The 25,102-nt window shown below is 47.9% G+C and carries 18 protein-coding genes and 1 riboswitch; of the genes, 13 read left to right on the top strand and 5 right to left on the bottom strand.

The genetic code is table 11. The features are described from left to right. Positions 1 to 47 precede the first annotated feature (47 nt). Both ACDJ58_RS22860 and ptsP read left to right on the top strand, forming a co-directional pair. Positions 48 to 323: an HPr family phosphocarrier protein gene (locus ACDJ58_RS22860; protein ID WP_024633102.1), complete on the top strand. Its 276-nt coding sequence runs from the start codon at positions 48 to 50 to the stop codon at positions 321 to 323. After that, the gene (gene ptsP / locus ACDJ58_RS22855; protein WP_063566874.1) at positions 316 to 2,028 is read left to right on the top strand and encodes a phosphoenolpyruvate--protein phosphotransferase; all 1,713 of its coding nucleotides are present in this window, start codon (positions 316 to 318) and stop codon (positions 2,026 to 2,028) included. Before ACDJ58_RS22860 ends, ptsP begins: the two co-directional genes overlap by 8 nt. A gap of 254 nt (positions 2,029 to 2,282) precedes the next feature. On the opposite strand, the gene gcvPB is transcribed toward ptsP, so the two are convergent. The 3 genes from gcvPB to gcvT all read right to left on the bottom strand — a co-directional run bounded on the left by gcvPB (position 2,283) and on the right by gcvT (position 6,354). After that, a complete protein-coding gene (gcvPB, locus tag ACDJ58_RS22850; protein ID WP_413379791.1) occupies positions 2,283 to 3,722 on the bottom strand; it encodes an aminomethyl-transferring glycine dehydrogenase subunit GcvPB in 1,440 nt (479 codons plus the stop codon). A 143-nt stretch (positions 3,723 to 3,865) separates the two neighbouring features. Then, the gene (gene gcvPA, locus ACDJ58_RS22845) at positions 3,866 to 5,221 is read right to left on the bottom strand and encodes an aminomethyl-transferring glycine dehydrogenase subunit GcvPA (protein ID WP_413373085.1); all 1,356 of its coding nucleotides are present in this window, start codon (positions 5,219 to 5,221) and stop codon (positions 3,866 to 3,868) included. Continuing rightward, positions 5,218 to 6,354 carry a glycine cleavage system aminomethyltransferase GcvT gene (gcvT, locus tag ACDJ58_RS22840; protein ID WP_413373084.1) on the bottom strand — a complete coding sequence of 379 codons (1,137 nt, stop codon included), beginning with the start codon at positions 6,352 to 6,354 and terminating at the stop codon, positions 5,218 to 5,220. Before gcvT ends, gcvPA begins: the two co-directional genes overlap by 4 nt. 298 nt (positions 6,355 to 6,652) lie before the next feature. Beyond that, positions 6,653 to 6,775, bottom strand: a riboswitch (glycine riboswitch). Between the two features lie 345 nt (positions 6,776 to 7,120). Here gcvT and gcvH point away from each other — a divergent pair. From gcvH to ACDJ58_RS22815, 5 genes are all read left to right on the top strand, one after another. Next, on the top strand, positions 7,121 to 7,510 hold the full coding sequence (gene gcvH / locus ACDJ58_RS22835) for a glycine cleavage system protein GcvH (RefSeq protein WP_063566882.1): 390 nt from the start codon (positions 7,121 to 7,123) through the stop codon (positions 7,508 to 7,510). A 565-nt stretch (positions 7,511 to 8,075) separates the two neighbouring features. After that, a complete protein-coding gene (locus tag ACDJ58_RS22830; RefSeq protein ID WP_413373083.1) occupies positions 8,076 to 9,542 on the top strand; it encodes a PTS mannitol transporter subunit IICB in 1,467 nt (488 codons plus the stop codon). Beyond that, positions 9,542 to 11,647: a BglG family transcription antiterminator gene (locus ACDJ58_RS22825; RefSeq protein WP_413373082.1), complete on the top strand. Its 2,106-nt coding sequence runs from the start codon at positions 9,542 to 9,544 to the stop codon at positions 11,645 to 11,647. Before ACDJ58_RS22830 ends, ACDJ58_RS22825 begins: the two co-directional genes overlap by 1 nt. Continuing rightward, entirely contained in the window at positions 11,644 to 12,078 is a 435-nt protein-coding gene (locus ACDJ58_RS22820; protein ID WP_024633110.1) for a PTS sugar transporter subunit IIA, read from the top strand. Before ACDJ58_RS22825 ends, ACDJ58_RS22820 begins: the two co-directional genes overlap by 4 nt. Continuing rightward, complete coding sequence (locus ACDJ58_RS22815) at positions 12,075 to 13,226, top strand: mannitol-1-phosphate 5-dehydrogenase (RefSeq protein ID WP_413373081.1); 1,152 nt, start codon at positions 12,075 to 12,077, stop codon at positions 13,224 to 13,226. The genes ACDJ58_RS22820 and ACDJ58_RS22815 overlap by 4 nt, the downstream gene beginning before the upstream one ends. 53 nt (positions 13,227 to 13,279) lie before the next feature. On the opposite strand, the gene ACDJ58_RS22810 is transcribed toward ACDJ58_RS22815, so the two are convergent. Beyond that, the gene (locus tag ACDJ58_RS22810; protein WP_413373080.1) at positions 13,280 to 13,528 is read right to left on the bottom strand and encodes a cysteine-rich CWC family protein; all 249 of its coding nucleotides are present in this window, start codon (positions 13,526 to 13,528) and stop codon (positions 13,280 to 13,282) included. 93 nt (positions 13,529 to 13,621) lie between these two features. Then, complete coding sequence (locus ACDJ58_RS22805) at positions 13,622 to 15,628, bottom strand: endonuclease MutS2 (protein WP_413373079.1); 2,007 nt, start codon at positions 15,626 to 15,628, stop codon at positions 13,622 to 13,624. 576 nt (positions 15,629 to 16,204) lie between these two features. Between ACDJ58_RS22805 and ACDJ58_RS22800 the strand changes: the two genes are divergently transcribed. From ACDJ58_RS22800 to ACDJ58_RS22775, 6 genes are all read left to right on the top strand, one after another. After that, entirely contained in the window at positions 16,205 to 18,541 is a 2,337-nt protein-coding gene (locus ACDJ58_RS22800; protein WP_413373077.1) for a helix-turn-helix domain-containing protein, read from the top strand. Positions 18,542 to 18,823: 282 nt separating this feature from the next. Then, entirely contained in the window at positions 18,824 to 19,777 is a 954-nt protein-coding gene (locus ACDJ58_RS22795; protein WP_063566889.1) for an ABC transporter permease, read from the top strand. A gap of 45 nt (positions 19,778 to 19,822) precedes the next feature. Beyond that, positions 19,823 to 20,695 (top strand): carbohydrate ABC transporter permease, encoded by an 873-nt coding sequence (locus ACDJ58_RS22790; RefSeq protein WP_024633116.1) that lies wholly within the window; start codon positions 19,823 to 19,825, stop codon positions 20,693 to 20,695. Positions 20,696 to 20,759: 64 nt separating this feature from the next. Beyond that, a complete protein-coding gene (locus tag ACDJ58_RS22785; protein WP_099856847.1) occupies positions 20,760 to 22,259 on the top strand; it encodes an extracellular solute-binding protein in 1,500 nt (499 codons plus the stop codon). A 23-nt stretch (positions 22,260 to 22,282) separates the two neighbouring features. Continuing rightward, positions 22,283 to 23,392: a glycoside hydrolase family 88/105 protein gene (locus ACDJ58_RS22780; protein ID WP_413373076.1), complete on the top strand. Its 1,110-nt coding sequence runs from the start codon at positions 22,283 to 22,285 to the stop codon at positions 23,390 to 23,392. 82 nt (positions 23,393 to 23,474) lie between these two features. Next, entirely contained in the window at positions 23,475 to 24,986 is a 1,512-nt protein-coding gene (locus tag ACDJ58_RS22775; RefSeq protein ID WP_413373075.1) for an extracellular solute-binding protein, read from the top strand. The last annotated feature ends 116 nt before the right edge of the window (positions 24,987 to 25,102 follow it).

The following is a 25,102-nucleotide window of genomic DNA, read 5'->3' as shown; positions in this document are numbered from 1 at the left end:
AATATATGCAATGCCTAAATTAAATTATTGAAAGTGAGATGATTGTAATGCAACAAACATTCAGAATTACAGACGAAGATGGTATCCACGCACGTCCGGCGACAGCCCTGGTTAATACAGCAAACAAATTCAAAGGTGCAGAATCCTTTGCAGAAGCTAACGGTAAAAAAGTAACTTTGAAATCCATCCTGGGTGTACTTTCCCTTGGTTTGGAACAAGGCGACACCATCAACATCATCGTTGAAGGCGAAGGAGAAGCTGAAGCTCTTCAAGCTCTGACAGACGTTATGGTTAACGAAGGGCTGGGCGAAATTAATGCTTAATGTTTCTGGGATCGCGGCTTCGGCGGGTATTGCTATCGCCAAGGCGTTTATCTTGGAGCATCCCAACTACTCTGTAGAAAAACGCGAAATCAACGACGTTGACGCAGAGATCGCGAAACTCGACTCGGCTCTGGGCAAGTCCCAGGCTGAGCTTGAGGCGATCAAAGAGCGTACTTTACAAGAGCTTGGCGAGAAAAAAGCTGAGATTTTTGCTTCGCATTTGCTCATTCTGAATGACCCGGAACTGATTGATCCGGTTAAAGCGAAAATTGCAGATGATAAGATTAATGCGGAATTCGCATTGAACGAAACAGCAACGCAATTTATCGAAATGTTCGAAAACATGAAGAGTGCTTACCTGCAGGAACGTGCTGCGGATATGCGTGATGTAACCAAACGTGTGCTAAATCACTTGCTTGGTATCGAATTCATGAGTCCGGCTGAGATCAGTGAAGAAGTGATCGTGCTTGCGGAGGATCTTACGCCTTCCGACACGGCTCAACTGAACCGTCAATATGTAAAAGGTTTTGCAACCAATATTGGTGGACGTACTTCTCACTCCGCGATCATGGCTCGTTCCCTTGAAATCCCGGCTGTAGTTGGAACCAAGGACATTCTGGCTCAAGCGAAACAAGGGGATATGATCATTGTTGACGGTTTGGACGGTCACGTACTGGTTAATCCAACGGATGATGTTATTGCTGAGTATCGTTCCAAACAGGAGCAATACGATGCACAACGTGCCGAGTGGAGAAAACTGCGTGATGAGCCAACCGTAACGGTGGACAACGTTCATGTGGAACTAGCAGCCAACATCGGTACACCGAATGATGTTGCCGGTGTTCTGGAGAACGGCGGCGAGGCTGTAGGCCTATACCGTACCGAGTTCCTGTATATGGGCAGAGACAAGCTCCCTTCCGAGGACATTCAGTATAATGCTTACAAGGCTGTACTGGAAAAAATGGAAGGCAAACCTGTTGTTGTTCGTACACTCGACATCGGTGGAGACAAAGAGCTTCCATATCTAGATCTGCCAAAAGAAATGAATCCATTCCTCGGTTTCCGTGCAGTTCGTCTGTGTCTGGACCGTCTGGATATTTTCCGTACTCAATTGCGTGCATTGCTGCGTGCAAGCGTACATGGTAACCTGCGTGTCATGTTCCCGATGATTGCAACACTGGGTGAATTCCGTGAAGCAAAAGCTGTCCTGCTCGAAGAGAAGGAAAAGCTGGTAGCTGAAGGTATTGCTGTTTCAGACAGCATCCAACTGGGAATCATGGTCGAAATTCCTTCGACTGCTGTTCTGGCGGATCAATTTGCCAAAGAAGTGGATTTCTTCAGTATCGGAACGAACGATCTGATTCAATACACAATGGCTGCTGACCGTATGAACGAGCGTGTGGCTTATCTGTATCAACCATACAACCCTGCCATCTTGCGTTTGGTTAAAATGGTAATCGATGCAGCACACCGTGAAGGCAAATGGGTTGGCATGTGTGGAGAGATGGCCGGAGACGAAACAGCAATTCCATTGCTGCTCGGTCTCGGACTGGATGAGTTCAGCATGAGCGCAACATCCATTCTGCCAGCTCGTAGTCAGATCACCAAGCTGTCCCGTGCAGACATGCAAGAGCTTGCTGCCAAAGCACTGGATATGCAAACGGCTGAACAAGTCGTTGAATTGGTTCAAAGCATTCAAGCGTAATTTTACGGGGTTTCCACCCGATTTTAAGGGTTCTTTTTCCGATAAAAAAGCTGCAGTCGTGCAGCGATTTTGCCGGTATCTGTTGTTACAGCAGATACCGGCTTTTTTTGTGTGTTGATATAAGAGCTAGGATAGGAATATCGAGTGAAACATATTGAAGCGAGAGGGATCGTATGTAAATCAAAATAAAAATAAAGCTCTTGCTGACTTGGAAACATCAGCAAGAGCTCATTGTGACTAAAATTATTACATCATTAACTGCAAGCACAGTTCAGTACAGGTTTACGGGCTGCTGTTGTTTCGTCCAGACGGGTAACGGGTGTGCCATAAGGGGCATTGAGTACCAGTTCAGGTGTCTCTTCTGCTTCCTTGGCAATGCGAATCATCGTATCGATGAACCCATCAAGTGTTTCTTTGCTCTCGGTCTCCGTTGGCTCGATCATGATGCACTCCTCCACGTTCAGCGGGAAGTACACAGTTGGCGGGTGATACCCAAAATCAAGCAATCGTTTGGCAACATCCAGTGTGCGTACACCATACTGCTTCAACCCTCTGCCAGACATAACGAATTCATGTTTACACACGCCTGGATACGGAATCTCGTAGTAAGGTGCGAGACGAGCCATCATGTAGTTGGCGTTGAGCACCGCACATTCAGATACCCGGCGCAAGCCTTCAGGTCCATAAGTACGAATGTATGCATAGGCACGGACCAGAATACCGAAGTTACCATAGTACGCTTTGACCCGGCCAATGGATTGATCACCTTCACGATCCAACGCATATATGCCCTCATCATTTTTGATGACCATCGGTTTCGGCAGAAACGGAATCAAGCGGCTCTTCACGCCAACCGGGCCGGCACCAGGTCCACCTCCGCCATGCGGAGTACTCATCGTTTTATGCAAATTCAAATGCACCACGTCAAAGCCCATATCGCCAGGTCGGGTGATGCCCATAATGGCATTGGAGTTGGCTCCATCGTAGTACAGCAAGCCACCTGCCTGGTGCACAATGGAGGCAATCTCCTGAATGTCTTTTTCAAAAAGTCCGAGTGTGTTCGGGTTAGTCAGCATGAGCGCTGCGGTGTCCGAACCAACAGCTGCGCGAAGTACATCCAGATCTACCAGACCGTCTGCGCGGGAAGGGATCGTTACCGTTTCGAAACCTGCTACGGTTGCACTTGCCGGGTTGGTCCCGTGAGAAGAGTCCGGTACGATAACTTTCGTGCGCTGTTCACCACGACCTTCGTGGTAGGCACGGATCATCATGAGCCCGGTCCATTCGCCATGTGCACCAGCGGCAGGTTGCAGCGTAACGGCATCCATACCGGTTAGTCCGGCAAGATCATTTTGCAACGTGTAAAGCAGTTCAAGTGCACCTTGAATGCTGGATTCATGCTGATATGGATGTATTTTGGCGAACCCGTTGTAACGGGCTACATCCTCATTAATCTTCGGATTATATTTCATCGTACAAGAGCCCAGCGGATAGAATCCGTTATCTATCCCGAAATTACGACGAGACAGGGCAGTGTAGTGGCGAATGACGTCAACTTCAAAAACCTCAGGCAATGCTGCTGCTTCCGACCGAAGCATTTCCCGGGGAATCAGGGAATCCACAGCTTGACGGGGAACGTCGCATTCAGGCAAGGAATAAGCGACCCGACCCGGACTGCTAAGTTCAAAAATCAACGATTGCTCCGGTGCTGGAGAGGCAGCCTGGTTAGTGTCTGTTGTGCTGGTTTCAGGTTGGCCCGAAGTGGAGATAGAGGTTACCGTTTCCGATTGTCCTTGAGCTGATGTCGTCGTAGTTGTCTTTGTTGTCGTTTCTTGAGTCACAGCGATCCCTCCAATACACGTGCGAATTCGTCGATCTCTTCCTTGCTGCGTCGTTCAGTAACCGCAATCAGCATATGTCCGGCGAGCTCGGGATAATCACGTCCAAGCTCATAGCCGCCAATGAAACCTGCATCGAGTAATTTCAGTTGTAGTGGTTCCACATTTGTTCCTTCAGGCAGTTGGATAACAAACTCATTGAAAGTAGGTGCGGTAAACGTAAGAGAGACGCCTGGAATTGCGGTAAACGTGTTAAGGGCATAATGGCTCTTTTGCAAATTCAAATCAGCGACGTCGATCATGCCTTGTTTACCCATAATAGACATATAGACAGAGGCGCTTAGCGCGAGTAACGCCTGGTTGGAACAGATGTTGGACGTCGCCTTTTCCCGGCGAATATGCTGTTCCCGTGCTTGCAGCGTGAGTACAAAACCACGCTTGCCGTTGCGGTCCGTTGTCTGGCCTACAATTCGGCCAGGAATCCGGCGCATATGAGCCTGGGATACGGCGAAGTATCCGCATGTTGGGCCGCCGAGTGAAGCGGCGATGCCAAGGGGCTGCGCGTCGCCAACGACGATGTCAGCACCCAGCTTGCCTGGGGCTTCCAGCAGACCCAGCGATAGCGGGTTGGCGCTGACCACGAGCAGACTCTTGTGCGCATGCGCAAGATCTGCGGCCTGTTTTACATTTTCCACGGCGCCGAAGAAGTTCGGGCTTTGGATCATGACGGCTGCGGTGTCATCGGACACGGCGGCTTGCAGGGCATCCCAGTCTGTTACACCATTTTGATATCCAATCTCAACAATCTCCAGATTGAGGCCGTGAGCATAAGCTTGCAATACCTGACGGGATTCGGGGTGCACGGTACGTGACACAATCAGCTGTTTGCGGCGGGTTGCCGCTGCGGCCAGATTGCCTGCTTCCGCAAATGCTGTCGCACCATCGTACATGCTGGCATTGGCTACAGCCATGCCTGTTAACTCACAGATGTAGGATTGAAACTCGAAAATCGCCTGCAATTCTCCTTGGCTGATCTCGGGTTGATAAGGTGTATAGGCTGTATAGAACTCGGAACGGGAGATGACATGATTAATGACGGAGGGAACGTGGTGATCATAAATGCCTGCACCCAGGAAACTGGCGTGTGTCTCGAAGTTGGCATTCGCTCCCGCTTGCTTCGACATATGACGTGTCAGTGCGTATTCATCCAGTTTGGAGGAAATAGGCAGTTCGCCCTGATAGCGAATCTCCTGTGGAATGTCATGGAACAGATCCTCAATCGTTTCCACACCGATGGTTGCCAGCATGGCACTCTGATCCTGCTCGGTCATGGGAATGTAGCGATGCTTGCTCATGCTTGATCAGCTCCTTGAGTAGGTGTCTTTGGCGCACGTGTCCGTTTATGAAATGGGGTCTTCACGACCTCGGCTTTCAGTTTCTTGCCACGAATCTCAATCTCCAGCGGGGTACCCAGTGCAGCATATTTACTGTCAATCAAGGCCAGCCCCAGATTGCGTTTCAATGTAGGCGATTGGGTGCCTGTGGTCACTTCACCAATCTGCACGCCTTCGGCGTAAATCGGATAATGGGGGCGGGGAATGCCCCGTTCCAGCACTTCGATGCCGACCAGCTTGCGGGCAGGCCCATCATTTTTTTGCTGCAACAAGGCTTCATGTCCGATAAACGGTCCGGCATTTAGCTTCACAAACATGCCAACGCCAGCCTCCAGCGGTGAGATGGTTGAAGACAATTCCTGTCCATACAGGGGAAGCTTAGCTTCAAAACGCAGGGTATCCCGGGCACCCAGTCCTGTCGGAACGAGTCCGTGACCTTCTCCCGCTTGCATCAATCCGTTCCAGACCTCAGCAACTTGTTCCGCAGGAACATAGAGCTCAAAGCCATCTTCACCCGTATATCCGGTGCGGGATAACAACAATGTAACACCACATACCTTCGCATTTGCCACAAAGCGGAAAGGCTCAATGGAAGACACATCGGTGTCTGTCACCGTTCTGAGAATATCTACAGCCAGAGGACCTTGGAGGGCGAGCAGCGCCGTTTGATCCGAATCATTGGTCATTGTTACGCCTGGCGTCATATGCTGTTGCAGCCATGCCCAGTCCTTGTCGATGTTGGAGGCGTTAACTACCAGCATATAATGCTGGTCTTTCAATTTATAGATCAGCAGATCATCGACCACGCCGCCATCCGGATAACACATTAACGTGTATTGGGCCTGACCGGGAACGATTGTTGTTACATCATTGGTGGTCATGTGCTGTAAAAAAGCTTCTGCGTGTTCACCTTGTACGGTGAATTCGCCCATGTGGGATACATCAAATAATCCGGCACGTTCTCGCACCGCTTCATGCTCTTTCTGAATTCCGCTGAATTGCACAGGCAGCTCCCAGCCGCCAAAATCAATGCATCGTACGCCTTCATATTGCTGATAGAGTGGAAAGAGTGGGGTTCTAAGCAAATCGGACATCCAATCACCTCGTCATGGGCCGTCAACCGGCCGAGTGTATAACCATGGATCAATGAATTTGGCATCATATTTTATAAAAGAAGGTAAGGACGCTATAAGGCAGCGCCGCTCTATAACCTGTTTTCGTTTTTTTGGGAAAAAGGAAAAGGACAGGCCAAAGAATCGGCATGCCAGAAGCACGCTGTATTCTTAGGCTCTGTCCTTGGTACCTGAGAGTTACCCCGCCGCCTGATGCAGCAAGTTTCCCCTTGGGTGATCATAACGCCCACACAGGGCGAATAGATGCTCTCCAGAGTTGCGTCCCGTAAAAGTCCTTTTGCCTGAGAGATTCACCTCCGCTTGTCGGTGGTTTACTCCTTCGGCGTTACCGCATGTACACCCTGATTCGGGTGTCAAGGGTAATCTCTCCCTTTACATTCATCCGCGGGTATTGCATAGACCAAAAACACATTTACTACTCTCATTAAAGCCTGAATCGACTATTGATGTCAAGAACGATATCATAGAAATTGATAAAAAATCCGAATGATATTTGAGGTTAATCTTAAAATGTTCGTCTATTTATAAAGAGTGCGCTTACTTTTCTAATATTCACCATTATATGTAGGGAGAGTCCATTTGAGTTACAGGCATATAAGGAAGAAAATCAAATAAATTGTGAGGTATCTTGACATTTGAATCGAAAATATCATACGCTATGTTCTGGGAAAAAGGTTAAGGTCAAAGAAACGCATGCACTCATTAATGAAAAGCGAGGCGGATATCGATGAGCGAATTGAAAAGTGATTTCCTGTACAGTGAAGAGCACGAATGGGTGCAGACCGTAGGGGAGGATACCGTACGTATTGGCATTACCGAGTTCGCGCAGCATCAGCTGGGTGACATTGTGTTTGTGGAATTGCCTGACCTTGAATCGGATGTAAAAGCGGAAGACGGCATTGGAACGATTGAATCCGTCAAAACCGTTTCGGATTTGTTTTCTCCTGTCAGTGGAACGATTATTGCTGTGAATGATGCATTGCAGGATTCCCCGGAGCTGGTTAACAACTCCCCATATGAGGAAGGCTGGATGATTGAAATTCGTGTTGAGGGCGACCTGACAGCAGCACTTTCCACATTGATGAACGCGGATGCGTATCGTAAACATACGGAATAATATTAAGGTGCAAATTTCCGCTAGATACGGAGTTTCAGCTTGATGGAAAAGTCCGTTTAACGTAATAAAAATGAATCGATTGATTATAGATCCGGATGGTGATACTGCTCATTCGGAGAATACTTAGGCGCAATTTCCTCATCTGGAACAGGATGAGCAATTGCGCCTTTTGTCGTTGTTAAGGGACGAATTGGATGAAATGATTATCGCTCTAACGTTCTCCATCATCATTCCTGAATGAGATAAAAACAGCTCATTTAAATAGAATAAATTTACAATTTCATTTGTCATTAAAATGGGGCATTTCGTGGGTATGATACATGAAAGGGAATAACAGGTTCCAATCCATATACAGGTGTAAATAAGGAACAATCCTTTAAATTTAAATCTTGTCATCAACGTTCATGACGGAAGTAGGTTTTCATTTCGTTGTAGAAGATACCGTTTTCATTTACGATATGGTTGTAAATTAAGATTTATTGCAGATTTGTACCTTTGTTCGTCTGGATCGTCGTTATCAAAATTCAGTGGAATTAAGGTTTAATATGTTGAGGAGGTTTTCAATATGAGTTCAGTGGACGCAAAGTCCGAAAAAAGCGGAGGAATACGGGTCGGCGTTCAGAAGTTTGGACGTTTCCTAAGCGGTATGGTTATGCCGAACATGGGTGCATTTATCGCCTGGGGTCTGATTACGGCATTGTTCATTCCAAAAGGATGGTTCCCTAACGCAGATTTTGCATTGCTGGTTGATCCAATGATCAAATATTTGCTGCCTTTGCTTATCGGTTACACAGGCGGTACCATGGTACACGGCCAACGTGGTGGTGTAGTCGGTGCGATCATGACCATCGGGGTTATTGTCGGCAGTGACATTCCAATGTTTCTTGGTGCTATGATAGCCGGACCATTGGGAGCCTGGGTCATTAAGAAATTTGACAAGGCTGTCGATGGCAAAATTAAATCAGGGTTTGAGATGCTGGTTAACAACTTCTCCGCTGGTATTATTGGTGGGATTTTGGCCCTTCTGGCCCTTAAAGGCATCGGGCCTTTCGTTGAAGCGATTAGCAAGGTGTTATCAGCCGGGGTAGAAGCTTTGATGAATGCTGGTCTTCTCCCACTGGTCAACCTGATCATTGAGCCAGGAAAAGTATTATTCCTGAACAATGCGATCAACCATGGTATTCTGACACCAATTGCTACGGATCAAGCAAGAGAATTGGGTCAATCCGTATTATTTATGCTCGAATCCAATCCAGGACCTGGACTCGGTATTTTGCTGGCATACTGCTTCTTCGGTCGCGGATCAGCCAAATCTTCCGCTCCAGGTGCTGTAATCATCCATTTCTTTGGCGGGATTCATGAGATCTATTTCCCTTACATTCTGATGAGACCGATACTGATTCTGGCTGCGATGGCTGGTGGTGTAGCGGGTACATTGACCTTTATGCTAACTGGAGCTGGTTTGGTATCAGCACCGTCACCAGGAAGTATCATTGCTTACTCGTTGTTAACACCTAGGGGTGGATACCTTGGCATGTTTGCAGGGGTAGCCGTAGCTGCGATCATCTCGTTCCTCGTAGCATCCATACTGCTCAAAACTGGTAAACAGAAGGACGACGAAGATCTGGACAGTGCTTCCAACCGCATGAAAGATATGAAAAATCAGGGCAAAACGGGCAACCTCACCGTTGATAAAGACAATCGTGAAGCTGACCGTGCAGCCGATATTGCTTCTTCAGCAGTAAAAACGGATATCAATAAAATTGTATTCTCCTGTGATGCAGGTATGGGTTCGAGTGCCATGGGTGCCTCGATTCTGCGGAAGAAAATGAAGGCAGCCGGTGTGGATATCGCTGTAACCAACACGGCGATCAGTGAGATTCCACAAGATGCCGACATCGTCATCACACAGAAAACATTAACTGACCGGGCCAAATCCGTGGCTCCAAATGCAGAGCATATTTCCATCGATAACTTCCTGAAGAGTCCTGAATATGAGGCACTGGTGGAGCGCCTCAAATCCGACTCCTGATGAGTAATATTACAAGGAGACAGCGTGAGATCGTGGAGTTCCTGCTGGAGCATCCTCATGAGGTAACTGCTGGCGATATAGCTGTTGCGGTCAAAGTAAGCACTCGTACCGTACATCGAGAGTTGCAGATGATTGAACAATGGCTTGAGCCCCTTGGCATGAGATTGGAAAAAAAATCGGGAACCGGGGTTCGAATTGATCCCGGTTCCGATGATTTGGCCGTATTGCGTCAACAACTTGAGCTTAACGAATATGTGGAGTTTACGCCCGAAGAGCGTAAACTCTTCATGCTTTGTATTTTGCTGGATGAATCCGAGCCTGTGAAGCTGCTTGCATTGGCCTCAGATTTGAAGGTAACCGTGTCTACGGCAAGCAATGATCTGGACGATCTGGAGCCACGCATTCAGCTGGCAGGATTGAAACTGGTTCGCAGGCGCGGATATGGGGTCAAGATCAATGGAAGCGAGCTGGCTCATCGCATGGCTATTTCCGCGCTCGCTCTTGAATATCTGGATGAATCCGATTTGTTCGGTAGACAAGCGGAGCAGGGAGTTTCCAAAGTAAACAGCAAACTTCTGGAAATGATAGGGCATGAAGATGTACTTACGGTCGAAAATGCATTATGGCAGCCGGATATTGAGTGGTTGGAAAATATCCCGGAACGTCAATACATGAAGCTGTTGATCCAACTGTCTGTAGCGGTTGTGCGGATTCGCAAAGGCTTTGGAATAGGTCGGGGCACACAACAGGACAATAAAGACGTTGGAATGCCTCTGCAAGGTGAGCGGAAGGTGCCGGAATATTTAGCTTCCAGACTGTGCGGTGTTCTATCTGCCCAGCTTGGGCTGGAGTTTGTGGGCCAGGAGCAGGCTTATTTTCACAGGCTGCTGATTGAAATCGAGCAATCGATTCATTCCTCGCGTCTGCTGCCCATAGACGATCTGGTCTTACTCGACATGGTGCGTTCTCTCACAGATCGAATGCAGGAGAAAACTCATTATTCGTTCCATGAGGATCGCCTGCTCCGTGAAGGTCTGATTGCCCATATGGAGCCGGTGCTGGAACGAATGGATGGGCGGCAGCTCATCCGTAATCCGTTACTTCAGCAGATTCGCAAGGATTATGAATCACTGTTTGAGGATGTAAAGAAAGCAGTGCGAGAGGCTTGGTCCAATACGGATGTGCCGGATGAGGAAATCGGGTTTTTGGTAATGCACTTCGGTGCTTCCATTGAACGGCTGCGGGTGTTGAAGCGTGAAATCAGGGCTGTCGTCGTCTGTACGAGCGGGATCGGATCTTCACGGATGTTATCGAGCCGTTTGTCCAAGGAAATTCCCGAAATTCGGATTGTGGACAGCGTGTCCTGGTATGAAGCCGCACGTATTCCGAAGACGGAATATGATCTGGTTCTCTCTACCGTGGATCTGCCAATGGATAAACATCAATACTACAAGGTGAGCCCACTGCTGACGGCAGAAGAAAGTGAACGTTTAAGGCACTTCATCAGGACAACGACGCTTCAGCGGGAACATAGTCCCCCACCTGAAGCAGGTTCAAGGACAACAGGACGGGTTTCCGATCCAGTTGGATTGGAAGCCACACTGATTGAAATCGTACAGATTATTGGCAAGTTTCAGGTGTTCCCGCTGGATAATCAGGATATCGGATTTTTGGAAACGGCCTACGCCATGTGCAACGTTTTGCATCAATCCGGTGTGTTGAATAATCCAGAAGAGATTGCCAGGCTGCTGGAGGAGCGTGAAGCGGTTGGAAGCCAGAAAATTCCCGGGACTTCCCTCGCTTTGTTTCATACACGCAGTGATGGCATTCACAGTCCTTCAATTACGCTGTTCCAATTGACAGAGCCGCTTCTACGCACTTCGGAAGACCCGGCAGGTGTCAGCCATGTGCTCTTGATGCTTGGACCCAGACAGTTATCGAAGGAAAGTTTGGAGGTACTGAGTGAGATCAGTGCACTATTGTTGCAGGAAGAAATGATTGCATTACTTGAAAAAGGCAACCGGGATGATCTTATTCATTACTTATCCCAAGAGCTTGCGGGATTTTACCGCAGCAAAACCGAAATTGGAGGTATTCAAACATGAGTGTGTTAACTAAAGATAAAGTCATCATGAATGCAACGGCTCAGGACAAATACGAAGCAATTCGTATGGCAGGTCAAATTTTGAAAGATGCGGGACATATCACCGCTGAATACATTGACAAAATGCTGGAGCGTGAAGAGATTGTCTCCACGTACGTCGGCAACGGACTTGCGATTCCACATGGCACGAAGGAATCCAAATCATTCATTTTGTCCACAGGTATATCGGTCATTCAGTTCCCGCAAGGTGTTGATTTTGGGGAAGAGAAAGCGTATATGGTAATTGGTATCGCTGCTCAGGGCGGAGAACATATGGAGATCCTGACCAGCATCGCAGTCATCTGCGCCGAGGAAGAAAACATGGAAGCTTTGCGTCATGCTCAAACTGCTGAAGAAGTCATCACTATTTTGGAAAGTGAAATGGAACTATGAAGGCCCTTCACTTTGGAGCAGGTAATATTGGACGTGGCTTTATCGGATTGATTCTGTCCCGTGCAGGCTACAATGTCGTTTTCTCGGACGTTAACCAGGAGCTGGTTAAGGCTCTAGAGCAGCGTGGAGAGTACACGGTTGAACTGGCTAACGAGGCCAAGGATCTGGAGACAGTTACCGGTGTGAGTGCGATCGATGGCACTAATCTGGATACCGTAGCCCAGAACGTTGCAGAAGCTGAACTGATCACAACCGCAGTAGGTGTGGGGATTTTGAAACATATTGCTCCCGGTATTGCCAAAGGACTTACGTCCAGACTTGGAACGGGTGATGTCTTCCAGCCCCTTCACATTATTGCCTGTGAAAATGCAATTGGAGCCAGCACTCAGCTGAAAGAACATGTATATGGTCTGCTTGATGAGCGTACTCGCCTGCTTGCGGATCAGTACGTGTATTTCCCGGACTCTGCCGTAGATCGGATTGTGCCGATTCAGCATCATGAAGATCCATTGCATGTACAGGTAGAGCCTTTCTATGAATGGGTTGTTGACCGTTCACAAATGGCTCCTGCTTTCAAACCGGTTGAGGGTATAATGTATGTTGATGATCTGGAGCCTTATATCGAACGGAAGCTGTTTACCGTAAATACTGGACACTGTATTGCCGCTTATATTGGATATGTGAACGGGTTTGATACAATTCAGAAGGCTATTGCCGATGAAAAAGTCAAATCCATCGTATACGGTGCCTTGCAGGAAACCGGAGCAGTTTTGGTGAAGCGTTTTGGATTCAATGCCGATGATCATCAGTTGTACATTGCCAAAATATTGGAACGGTTCGTTAACCCGCACCTGACGGATGAGGTAACACGTGTAGGACGTTCTCCACTGCGGAAACTGTCCCCGAATGACCGTCTGGTTCGCCCGGCTCTCCAGGCTTACGAGTATGGAACAGAGACAACACTTTTGGCGATGGGGATGGCAGCTGCCTGCAAGTTTGACATTTCCGAAGACCCAGAAGCGGTGGAACTCCAGACTACGATCCAGCACAAAGGGATTGAAGCAGCACTCAGCCAGTATACGTCCATGGACGAGAGCCATCCTGTACTGAAGCAGGCTGTAGCGCATTATCAACAAATGCAGAAGTAACGATCTTCAATTCAATACAAAATTAATATCGATAGAAGAAGAGCCTCACAGGGTTAACTGTGGGGCTCTTTATTTTGCTCTGCCTTCTTTTTATACGTATCCAGACAAGTCTCGCATATGCAAGACTTCCTGCGCTGTTCTGCCGGAATGGGGTCAAATACCCCTTCCGGGAACACAGCCTGGTTACACCAGCATTCTGAATGAGGACGGCCAGCGGCATAGGAGCAGCCATTGGCCTCCCCGCACAAAGGACATACAAGAACTTCTGGAGTAAACTTCTTTGTATCCTGTTCAACAGACATATGAGCCTTCCTTCCCCCAATGAATTTCTAACCACGAACGATCGATAGGTTTATTAAAGTATAGCAACTCAACCCATTATATCAATCCTGTGGTTATTCTTCAGGAGGCAATTCAATCTTCAGTCCTTCCACATGCTTGCGACCCATCAGTTTGCGTTTCTTGCGGTTTTCTTTGGTCTCCAGCACAATATCAAGATCATAGTCACCCGGATATAGTTCATCTGCGGAGATGTGCAAAGTCAGGCGTTTTTTGTGAATTTTGACTTTGCGTCCACGCAGCATGACTCCGATATTTCCGCGACTATCCTCCAGATCACACACAATGCCTGACTGGTTCAGATAGGCTGCATAGACGCGATCCCCTTTTCGGAATACTTTGGCAGGGGAAGTGGGTTCTAATGTTACAGGCCGATCAGATTGCTTTCTTGTTCCAGTTTGTAACGATGAGGCGACAGGTTTCATCGTGTCCCTTGTTTTATGCAAGTGTTTTTGTTCAGCCATGCTGTTTGTTTGTGATGACGACGAATTCACATTGGGCACGGATGGAGCGAAGCTGGGAGAGACACTTTGCGAGACACCCTGATCCGAAATGAGCTTGGAGCGCTCAATAATGCGTTGTGGCATGCCCAGTTTCAGTGCAATGGAATAGGCATAGCTGTCCCCGGCTTCTCCGATCCGCAATCGATAAAGAGGTTGAAGAGAGACCGTATCGAATTCCATTCGTGCATTCTCAAAGCCAGGCGTGGCTGCTGCAAAATGTTTGATTTCCCCAAAATGGGTGGTGGCGATAACGGTAGCTCCGCGGCTGTGTAGCTCCTCCAGCATGGCGATGGAGAGTCCCACTCCCTCACCGGGGTCAGTACCAGAGGCCATCTCATCAATAAGCACAAGTGTCGATGAATCGGCTTGCTCCAGGATGCCAATCATGTTGCGAATATGTGCAGAAAAGGTACTAAGTGCTTGCTCCAGGCTCTGTCCATCGCCGATATCAACAGCGACTTCATGATATACGGCCATCTCGCCATCTTCAGCGACAGGGACAAGCAAGCCGGATTGCATCATCAATGTGAGCAGGCCCAATGTTTTGAGCGCAACCGTTTTGCCACCCGTATTCGGCCCTGTAATGATTAGTGAGGAATACGTTTGACCAATTGCAAAATCAAGCGGAACCATGGATGCACCCATAAACGGATGGCGGGCATTATGAAGTTGAACCCGTCCATTAGCATTGACACGTACAGTCCGACCGTCCATGGTCGCCGCATATTTCGCTTTGGCGAACAGGAAATCCAGAATACCTACTGTTTCCGTATTTAGCGCAATTTCACGATTATAAGACTCTGCCAAGGAGGTTAAGTCACCAAGAATTTTCATTTCTTCCCGTGATTCCTCCGCTTGCAGTGAAGTCAGCTCCATTTGCAGACCTACTAATTCAGCAGGCTCGATATATACGGTTTGACCGCTTCCCGATTCATCCAGCACACTGCCTTTAACGTGTTTGCGGAATTCTTTCTTAATGGGCAGCACTGTTCTTCCACCACGCTGACTAATCACATTTTCCTGCATGATGGAGCGGTGTTTGCTTATAAGAGAATCCAGCTTGCGCTTCATGCGTTCCTCATTCACCGTCATTTTTTTACGAATACGTATCAGCTCCTTGCTCGCCTGATCCTGAATGCGTCCACTATGGATACAGCGTTCAATCTCACTCAGCAGGGATTCCATCCATATCATGGATGAAGCGTAGCGACTAACTGTGGGGGCAACTTCGGCTTTGCCCTCCATGTATTTCATAAGCTGTGCGCAGCTGCGCAGAAACTGGGCGAGATGGCTGAAATCTCGTTCCGTAAATAAATAACCGGTGCCTAGCAGATCCATAATGGTCTCCATGCCATCCAGTGAAGGAATAGGCACACTGGCGCCGTTACGAATCAAAGCAGCCGCTTCAGCGGTCTCTTCCAGCCGCATTTGAATCACAGAAGCGTCCACCATTGGCTTCATGTCTCTTGCATAACGTTTGCCCAAATAGGATATGGCACAGGCAGCAACGTTTTTTTGAATTTGGTGATAACCCAGACTGTTTAATGTGTTTTCATTCATGCTTAATCTCTCCTTGTTCATAAAATGGAATTTCGGTTAAAGTGATGGAACATATTCCCGGAAAACGCAAAAAGGGCGGAGAATGAACAAACGTCATTCTCCGCCCTTAACGTAAGGGAAAGCAGGGCCCGTTATAGGTCTATACAAAAAAAATCCACGCTGAACACAGCGCGGAAATAGACCCGGACACGTACAATCCCGGAGGCGATTTATGATATCCGCTGTTCTTAACTAAGTACAGGGTAATGGCGCATCATGAAACACACGTATGCCACAAGGCACAAGTGAATCGAAGGCCAAACTCCTGAATATGAAACTTGGTTAGTTAAGAACGCTCACCGACATCAAAATCTCTCCTTTGATTGAGGAATATGCAACTAATATAAACTGGAAATTACCTTGAAGTCAACCTTCAAGAATAAATAGTGGACTTGAATAAGAATGGGTTTTAAAATAACAATAGTAAATTAATCCAATGAAAGCGATATTATACATACGTTTTGCATTAGATCGAGAAGTGATTCCGAAATCGTTCTCGTTCAAATAACGCAAAATGCACAAAGGAGGATGCTCTTTTTGCCTAAATACCTGCTGCGTTTGCTCTGTTTTACCATGATTCTCGGAGCCCTTCCAGTCATTGTTATTGGTTCAGTCTCCTATTCGATTGCTTCACGTGACATTGAGCAGAAGGTGCGGGAGAGTAATTTGCAGATTCTGCATCAGACTCAAATGCGGGTAGAGCAAGTATTGCGCAGCCTGCAATTATCATCCATCCAATATGTGAATTCTCCACTGGTATTACAAGCGATGAAAAAACCGCTGGACAGCAGCGAATTTCAGGAAATTCGTGATCTGACTTCCGGATTTAATAATCTGCAATCGGTTACAAATATTGATCAGGCCTATCTCGTGAATCTGGATGAAGACTGGGTCGTTTCGATGCGATCCTTTGGAAAATTGGATGATTTCAGTATTCGGGACCGGATTGGTTCCTATTTGAAATATGCAAACAGCCTGTTCTGGGTGACGCAAAATGTGAGTTCAACCAAAGAAAGTATACCGGTATCGGCCGGAGTCGGTGAAGCAACACAGGAACCCGCGCCTACTCTTATCTCATCGGACAATGTAGTTAGCATGGTGTTCAAAATTCCAATGATACCAACGAATGTGAAACCAAAAGGATTTCTGGTTATAGACATAGCCGATACAGAGCTAAGTACGTTTCTAAGCAGAAATCCGAATTCTGGGGATATGTACGTCCTTGATCGGGAGCAGAAATATTTTCTCAACGATACAGAACAAGACGGGAAATACGACACGCTGAATCAGGAAATCCACGAAAAGGTACAAACGACGGGACAGTCGGAGGGTTTCTTCAGTGCAGAGGTGGAAGGAAGCCAGGTGGCGGTTAGCTACAGGCAGTCCCCACTCAATGGCTGGTTGTATGTATCCGTTGTATCGCTAGGTCAGATAACCGCCCAGTCGCAGAAAATTGCATTGGTTACGGGAGTGGCTACACTAGTCATGTTATGTTTGACGGGACTAGTAGCCTTCTATGGCAGTCGCAAGATGTATTCTCCCATTTCCAGACTTCTGCAGTTTACAAAAGGACTGGATTCTCCATTGGCTCCGTCGGGACGCCGTCAGGATGAATTTATATACATCGAAGAGCGATTGTCTACCTTGTTCAGTTCGGAGAAAACGATGCGTGAGCAGATGAAGGGCCAGCATGTTCATTTACAGGAATTTTTTATGACCAAACTGCTTACAGGCAAAATATCGGAAGATGACTTCAGGTATCAGGGTGAGCTGTATGATTTTCCGACATCATGGTCCAGGCTGGGGGTGCTAACACTTCAAATCGATACGCTTGAAGGGACAAGGTATGAAGAGCAGGACCGGGATCTGCTGTTGTTTGCATTGAACAACATGGTGGGTGAACTGCTGTCATCGGAGATTCGTTTTTCCCCTGTTATGCTTGATGATGCCCAGGTTACGGTGCTTGCATCGGTGCTGGATGACGAAGTACAGCTAAAAGAATGGATGCATACCCAAGCCGAATTGATCCGTGAGCGGGTCGTAACCTATCTCAATCTGCCTGTGAGTATCGGTATTAGTCGCTCCTATGCTGAGATAGGAGATTCACCAAGAGCATATCAGGAGAGCCGGGAGGCCCTTCAGGGCAGGGTAAGTCTGGGGAGCCGTATTATTTTGCATTACGAGGATATTCAGCCTCGCGGTCAGACGGAGGCAGCGTTATATACACAGCTCAGAATGATTGAAGAGCAGTTGGCTTCTGCACTCAAGCAAGGAGACCAGGCGAAAACCGATGCGTACTTTAAGCAATACCTCGGTCTGCTTGCAGACAAGAAGCTGCACTTCAGTGAATACCCCGTTATCATGGTTCAACTGTTGTCCCGTGTGTATCAGCTTGTACAGGAGCAGGGTGGGAATGTTGCAGAAGTGTTGGGTGAAAAGGCCTCCATGGCTCGACTACTCAAGTTGTCCACATTAGATGAAATGACGAACTGGTTCCGCAAATGTTTATTCCAACCTGTGATTCGATTCTGGCGCGAACAGGAAGAATCTCAATATCTGAATATTGCCCGGCGCATGATTCGGCTAATCGAGGAGCGATATGATCGCGAATTGTCGCTGGAAGCTTGCGCAGAAGAACTGAATTTTCATCCAGTCTATCTGAGCCGTGTGTTCAAGAAGGAGGCCGGAGTGAACTTTACGGAATACCTTGCCGAATACCGGATGGAAAAAGCCAAGACCTGGCTGCAGACGACCAACCTGAAAATATCGGAGATTGCTGAGAAACTCAATTACACCAACCCTACCGCTTTTATTCGCACGTTTCGTAAAATTACTGGAACCACCCCCGGAAAATACCGGGAGCAGCAGCGATAAAAGCAACCTGCTCTGCCTGCCATGGCAGGCAGGTTTTCTTTGTTTCAGGGTCAACCTTTGTTCCTTGTTTGGAGCAGAGTTAAGACGGGAATATCGGAGGTTAAATGTGGTTCATTGAGGGGAGAAGCTCAGAGTTACAAATGCCTTAAACCCTTGCTGCATAAGGAAATACAAGAAGCTAAAACGAGACGATAGCCAGTTACCCGTTTATCCTCCACAATGAAGACATGAATTCAGGAAGTGATATTTTGTAATCGTTTCCAATGTGGGGAGGAAGACACTATGAAAGCCGAAACGGCGGCTCGGACACGACCCGCTACCCGCAGTGACAAAAACCTGCTGTGGAGGGACATCATCAAAAACCGGTGGCTCTATATTATGTTGATACCGGGCGTGCTCTACTTTGTTATTTTCAAATACATACCCATGTATGGCATTACGATGGCATTTCAGGATTACACGCCTTACAAGGGCATTCTGGGCAGTGACTGGGTAGGGTTCAAGCACTTCCAGCGTTTCTTTGGGGAACCGCAGTTCTGGACCTTGTTCCGGAATACGTTTTTGCTAGCGATTTATAATATGGTGTTCTTCTTCCCACTGCCCATTGTATTGGCGCTCATGATGAATGAAGTTCGTCGTGAACGGTTCAAACGATTTGTACAGACGCTGGTATATGTTCCGCACTTTGTTTCCTGGGTTGTTGTGGTTGGTGTGTTCTATATGCTGTTCACAACCGAGGGTGGCGCTATTAACGAATTACTTTATAACCTGACGGGACAAAAAGTGGCTTTCCTGCTTGAGCCCGGCTGGTTTCGAACGATGATTGTCGGACAATCCATCTGGAAAGAGGTAGGCTGGGGCACGATTATTTTCCTGGCGGCACTCTCCGGTGTAGATACACAGCTCTATGAAGCTGCACGGATGGATGGTGCCAATCGCTGGCGTCAGACATGGCATATTACGTTGCCTGCGATCCGCAGTACGATCATAATTTTGCTCATTCTGCGTCTGGGTAACTTCCTGGATACAGGCTTTGAACAGATCTTCCTGATGCTCACGCCGACGAACAGGGATGTGGGTGAGGTATTTGATACCTACGTCTACACCAAAGGTCTCACACAGGCACAGTACAGTTATAGTGCTGCTGTCGGTTTGTTCAAGTCGGTGGTCGGACTGGCGCTTGTACTGGGTGCCAACACGATGGCCAAAAAATTCGGGGAGGAAGGCGTCTACTAACGCTTGGAAGCAGACGTTCTTCACCAGACAGGAGTGAACATTAAGATGCAACAGGATAAAACGTGGGGCAACCGGATCTTTGATATCCTCAATCATGGCTTTCTGCTTTTGATCGGAATCGTGACCGTTATCCCGTTCATTTATATTTTGGCCGTCTCGTTTACCAGTCCACATGAAGTGGCCAAGGGAGGATTCATTCTTTTTCCGAAAGAATTCTCCCTCGCCGCTTACCGTTACATCTTCTCTACAGACACATTGATTCGCAGTCTGGGTGTATCGATCTATATCACCGTAATCGGAACACTGCTTAACCTGTTGTTCACGTCGCTTATGGCGTATCCGCTCTCCAGAAGATACTTGCGTGGACGTCAGCCGATCTTGCTGGGTGTACTGTTCACGATGCTGTTCAGCGGTGGGATGATTCCAACCTACTTTGTCGTAAAATCACTGCACCTGACTGATACATTATGGTCTTTGATGCTGCCAACCGCGATTAGTGCGTTCAACCTGATCGTACTTAAGAACTTCTTCCAAGCCATTCCGGACGAACTGGAGGATGCCGCCAAAATCGATGGATGTAACGATGTGGGCGTATTGTTCCGTATTGTTCTGCCTTTGTCGATGCCAGCAATGGCTACATTCTCTCTCTTTTACGCGGTGGCTCACTGGAACAGCTTCTTCAACGCTGTCATTTATATCAACGATAGTGAAAAATGGCCCGTACAGGTATGGTTGCGGGAAATTGTCATCCTGGCTCAGAGCCGGATCGGGGATACCAGTATCGAAGAGACTGAGATTCAGCCGCTCACCATTCGTATGGCCGTTATCGTGTTCTCCACGATTCCAATCATGCTGGTGTATCCGTTCCTGCAAAAACACTTTGCCAAAGGAGTGATGCTGGGATCGGTAAAAGGTTGAAGTTGCACACGTTCGAATATCAGAACTGGTTCATGACTGTATAAAAAGGGGAGGTTTTCGTTTGATGAAAGCAACAAAAAAGAAAGCCGTGGCTGTCTTGAGCACACTGGCACTGGTAACAGGCCTGCTGGCAGGATGCGGATCGGATGAAGGTCAGGCTGCCGAGGGCGGCGTACAGAACGTGTCCATTGCAATAGCACAGGTGGGTGACGTACCGAGCAAAGGCAATGAGGTCCAGCAAAAGATTGAGGCGTATACGAACACCAAACTGGACATTCAGTGGATTCCGGCTTCGGCTTACAATGACAAAATTAATGTCATGATTGCATCCAGCGATATGCCCAAAATTGTGAAAGTACAGTATAACCCAACCGTGACGAGTGCGATGCGTAACGATGTATTCTGGGAAGTTGGACCTTTGCTGAAGGATTATAAAAATCTGTCTGCACAGAACGAGCGTTTCTTTGACAATATCAAGGTGGAAGGCAAAATCTACGGGGTACCCGTATTCTCTGATATTGCCCGTGCAACGGTGATTTACCGTAAAGACTGGTTTGATAAGTTGAATCTCAAGGTACCAACGACACCGGATGAATGGTATGAAACGATCAAGACGCTGGCGACCTCCGATCCGGATGGGGACGGTCAGGATAATACGTTTGGACTGATGCTTTTCAAAAAGTATAACGAGGATCAATACTCCTTCACTACACGCCTTGGCGTAAGCTTTGGTGCACCAAACAAGTGGAAAGTAGAGGATGACGGCAGTTTTACGCCGGAATTCATGACACCGGAATATATGCAGGTGCTGGATTTGCTGAAACGTTTGTATAGCGAGAAACTGCTGAATCAGGACTTTGCTGTATTTGACTCCACAGAAGCGGAGAAGAAATATGATACAGGCGTTGTCGGCATGCGTATCGGTGTCGCCCAGAACGGAAAGAGCCAACAAGAGCGTCTGTCCAAGAATGACCCGGATGGCGTAGTAGACATTGCCGGTTTACTTGGTGTGAGTGGTGACCGAGTAGCGGGGCAGACGGGTAACTCCGGTATTCTGGCCTTCCCAAAAGCGACGGTTAAATCCGAAGATGAGCTGAAAAACCTGTTGTCTTTCCTGGATAAACTGATGGACCCGGAGATGGCGACGCTGCTGATGCGTGGTATTGAAGACAAACATTACAAGAAGGCTGGCGAAGACCAGGTGGAGATGAGCGACTTCGATGCATTCCAGCGTGAAGTGAAGCCATATCGTGATAACTTGCCTTACGTGGAAGGATATAATGTGCCGAAATTGAAAGATACCGAACTCGGTGAGAAGGGTACGGAACTTGCCAAAGAGCTGGCGGAACATGCTGTACCCAACCCTGCATTAACTTTGTATTCGTCTACTTATGGCGACCGTGGGGCAGATCTGGATCAGATGATAGCAGATGCGCAGACCAAATATATTATGGGCAAAATCGATGAAAATGGGTGGAAACAGGAGATCGAGAATTGGGGCAATGCGGGCGGTACCAAAATTCGTGAGGAATATGCCGAAGACTACAAAAAACAGGCTAAATAAAAAGCTGGAAGCGGAGGAACTCCATGAAAGAAACACTGCAATTCACACCGGTACGGATGGCCGAACAGTTCATGGAAAGTTATCGCAATCATGAGTTGTATCCTACTTGGCATTATGAAAATGGTTGTCTGCTGAAAGCGCTGGAAGAGCTGTACACCCATACCGGAGAACAGAAATATTTTGATTACATCCGTGAACTGATGGATAACTTTATTCAAGAAGATGGCTCAATTCGCTCCTATGTAGTCGAGGAATATAACCTGGACCAGATTAACCAGGGGAAATCGCTGTTCCTATTGCTGGACAAAACGGGTGAAGAGAAATACCGTAAAGCCGCGGATTTGCTCATGGTACAGCTTAAGGGACAGCCCCGAACGAGTGAAGGCGGATTCTGGCACAAGAAAATCTATCCGTTCCAGATGTGGTTGGATGGGCTGTATATGGCCACGCCGTTCCTAACGCAGTATGGTGCGGTTACAGGCGAGGAGAAGTGGTTTGACAAGGCGGCGTTGCAACTGCTGCTGGTGGAGAAACGTACACGTGATCCACGCAGCGGTCTGCTGTACCATGCCTGGGATGAGAGCAGGGAACAGCGCTGGAGCTCGGGAGAAACGGGATGTTCTCCGCATGTATGGAGCCGGGCGATGGGCTGGTATGTGATGGCGGTAGTGGATACACTGGATCATCTGCCTGTAGATCATGAGCAGCGCGGTCAGATTGTGGGTATTTTCGAACGTGTAGCGAATGCACTTGTACATGTACAGGACCAACAGTCGGGTCTATGGCCTCATTTGCTCGATCAGCCAGGGCGTGAGCGTAATTATTTGGAGGCATCGGGAACCTCAATGTTTGTGTATGCACTGGCGAAGGGCGTACGTAAGGGTTATCTGAGTGGCAAGTTCAAAGCGATCGCAGAAAAGGGTTATCAGGGTCTGCTGCTGCATCTGCTGCAAACGGATCGTGAAGGTGTATTGTCCCTGACGCAGTGTAACGGCGGGGCAGGTCTGGGCGGTACCCCGTATCGTGACGGGTCATACGAGTATTATGTGACTGAATCCATTCGGATCAATGATCCGAAATCGGTAGCTCCGTTTATTTTGGCAGGAGTGGAGATGGAACTGGCGACACGCTAGTTCTTTTCTTCAGACTCATTTATGATAGCGTATTCATGGAGTGTGTCCTGAACAATTTGGTTATCCAAAGGAGAGATGGTTCATGAGTCCAAAAGGTCGGATGTCCCGTTTAGGCGGATTGGTCGTGGTTGGTGCAATGTCCGCCGGACTGCTTGCAGGCTGTGGGGAAGAAAAAGCGCCTACGGCAGGGGAAGGCAAGCTTCCCATTTCGATTTCTTTGATGCAGGTTGGTGATGTGCCAGCCAAGGAGAACGGGATTGAACAAAAGATTGAGGAATATACCAATACGGATGTCAGTGTACAGTGGATTCCGCAGTCTGCTTTTGATGATAAAGTGAATGTCATGGTTGCTTCGGGCGAGATGCCGACCATCATGCGCGTGAATTATGTACCCACAACATTTAATGCAGCCAAAACGGGACTATTCTGGGAAATTGGATCCTACCTGAAGGATTATAAAAACCTGTCTGCCCAATCCGAGGCTTATTTTGACAATATCAAGATCGAAGGAAAGGTCTACGGGGTACCCAATTTCCGCGATATCGGGCGTACAGCCATGGTGTACCGCAAGGACTGGTTCGACAAATTGAAACTGGATGTACCGAAAACGCTGGATGAATGGTACGAAGTGATGCGCTCCATTCGCAAGGATGATCCTGATGGTAACGGCAAGGAAGATACGTATGGAACGGTACTGTTCAAAAAGTACAACGAAGGTGTTTCCTCTCCGCTGACACGGATCGCTGTAAGTATTGGTGGGGTAAACAAGTGGGGTGTGGACGATGCGGGCAAACTTACCCCTGAGTTCCTGACAACAGAATATGTGGATACGATGAAGCTGTTCAAGCGTCTGTTCAGTGAGGGATTGATTAACAGTGACTTTCCTGCCCTGGACCCTTCCGATGCGGACAAAAAAATCGACTCCGGTCTCGTAGCTATGAAGCTAAACGGTGTGGCTCAGAACGGAAAGTCGTTCCAGCAGCGGCTGACACCGAATGTAGCGGATGGCGAGATTGATGTGGCCCCGTTCCAGGGACCTGATGGCATTCGAATTGCCGGGGAACCGGGGAACTATGGCATGCTCGTCATTCCCAAAGCTTCCGTACCAGACGAAGAACAGTTAAAACAGGTGCTAACGTTCCTGGACCAGCTGATGGATGAACCGCTGAGTACGCTTCAGCTGCGAGGTCTGGAAGATGTACACTATACGAAGACTTCGGATGGCAAAACCGAGTTCAAGGACTTCGACGGATATCAGCGTGAAGTGAAGCCTTATCGTGACAACCTGCTAAGCGTTGAAGGTTATAACGTGTCTGAGCTTGTCGATGTACCGATTGGTATGAAGGGCACGAAGATGGCACGTGAAAATGAGCAGTATGCTATTCCAAATCCGGCGCTGACCTTGTCTTCTGCCATCTATACTGAGCGCGGCCAGGAGCTGGACCAGATGATCTGGGATGCACAGACCAAATACATTATGGGCAAAATCGATGATGCTGGATGGGAGCAGGAAGTGGCGAACTGGAGAAAATCCGGTGGCGACCAACTCATTTCCGAATTTGAAGCGTCTTATGCTCAGCTAAACGGAAAGTAATTTGAAGAACAAGCTATGTTTTACGTGAAATGACGTGAAGCATGGCTTGTTTTTTTATGGTCTTTTTCAACCCGAGATTATGGTTAGGTGGCAGAAGGGGTATAAAAGGTAAGGAG

It is taken from the genome of Paenibacillus taichungensis (genome assembly GCF_047302525.1).
Taxonomy (GTDB): Bacteria; Bacillota; Bacilli; order Paenibacillales; family Paenibacillaceae; genus Paenibacillus; species Paenibacillus taichungensis_B.
This window is presented reverse-complemented; position numbering and strand designations above follow the sequence as displayed.

Bases quoted from the DNA above. Each gene is read 5' to 3' on its own strand.
- ACDJ58_RS22860 (WP_024633102.1), top strand. From the start codon at position 48: ATGCAACAAACATTCAGAATTACAGACGAAGATGGTATCCACGCACGT.
- ptsP (WP_063566874.1), top strand. From the start codon at position 316: ATGCTTAATGTTTCTGGGATCGCGGCTTCGGCGGGTATTGCTATCGCC.
- gcvPA (WP_413373085.1), bottom strand. From the start codon at position 5,221: ATGAGCAAGCATCGCTACATTCCCATGACCGAGCAGGATCAGAGTGCC.
- gcvT (WP_413373084.1), bottom strand. From the start codon at position 6,354: ATGTCCGATTTGCTTAGAACCCCACTCTTTCCACTCTATCAGCAATAT.
- gcvH (WP_063566882.1), top strand. From the start codon at position 7,121: ATGAGCGAATTGAAAAGTGATTTCCTGTACAGTGAAGAGCACGAATGG.
- ACDJ58_RS22830 (WP_413373083.1), top strand. From the start codon at position 8,076: ATGAGTTCAGTGGACGCAAAGTCCGAAAAAAGCGGAGGAATACGGGTC.
- ACDJ58_RS22825 (WP_413373082.1), top strand. From the start codon at position 9,542: ATGAGTAATATTACAAGGAGACAGCGTGAGATCGTGGAGTTCCTGCTG.
- ACDJ58_RS22820 (WP_024633110.1), top strand. From the start codon at position 11,644: ATGAGTGTGTTAACTAAAGATAAAGTCATCATGAATGCAACGGCTCAG.
- ACDJ58_RS22815 (WP_413373081.1), top strand. From the start codon at position 12,075: ATGAAGGCCCTTCACTTTGGAGCAGGTAATATTGGACGTGGCTTTATC.
- ACDJ58_RS22810 (WP_413373080.1), bottom strand. From the start codon at position 13,528: ATGTCTGTTGAACAGGATACAAAGAAGTTTACTCCAGAAGTTCTTGTA.
- ACDJ58_RS22805 (WP_413373079.1), bottom strand. From the start codon at position 15,628: ATGAATGAAAACACATTAAACAGTCTGGGTTATCACCAAATTCAAAAA.
- ACDJ58_RS22795 (WP_063566889.1), top strand. From the start codon at position 18,824: ATGAAAGCCGAAACGGCGGCTCGGACACGACCCGCTACCCGCAGTGAC.
- ACDJ58_RS22790 (WP_024633116.1), top strand. From the start codon at position 19,823: ATGCAACAGGATAAAACGTGGGGCAACCGGATCTTTGATATCCTCAAT.
- ACDJ58_RS22785 (WP_099856847.1), top strand. From the start codon at position 20,760: ATGAAAGCAACAAAAAAGAAAGCCGTGGCTGTCTTGAGCACACTGGCA.
- ACDJ58_RS22780 (WP_413373076.1), top strand. From the start codon at position 22,283: ATGAAAGAAACACTGCAATTCACACCGGTACGGATGGCCGAACAGTTC.
- ACDJ58_RS22775 (WP_413373075.1), top strand. From the start codon at position 23,475: ATGAGTCCAAAAGGTCGGATGTCCCGTTTAGGCGGATTGGTCGTGGTT.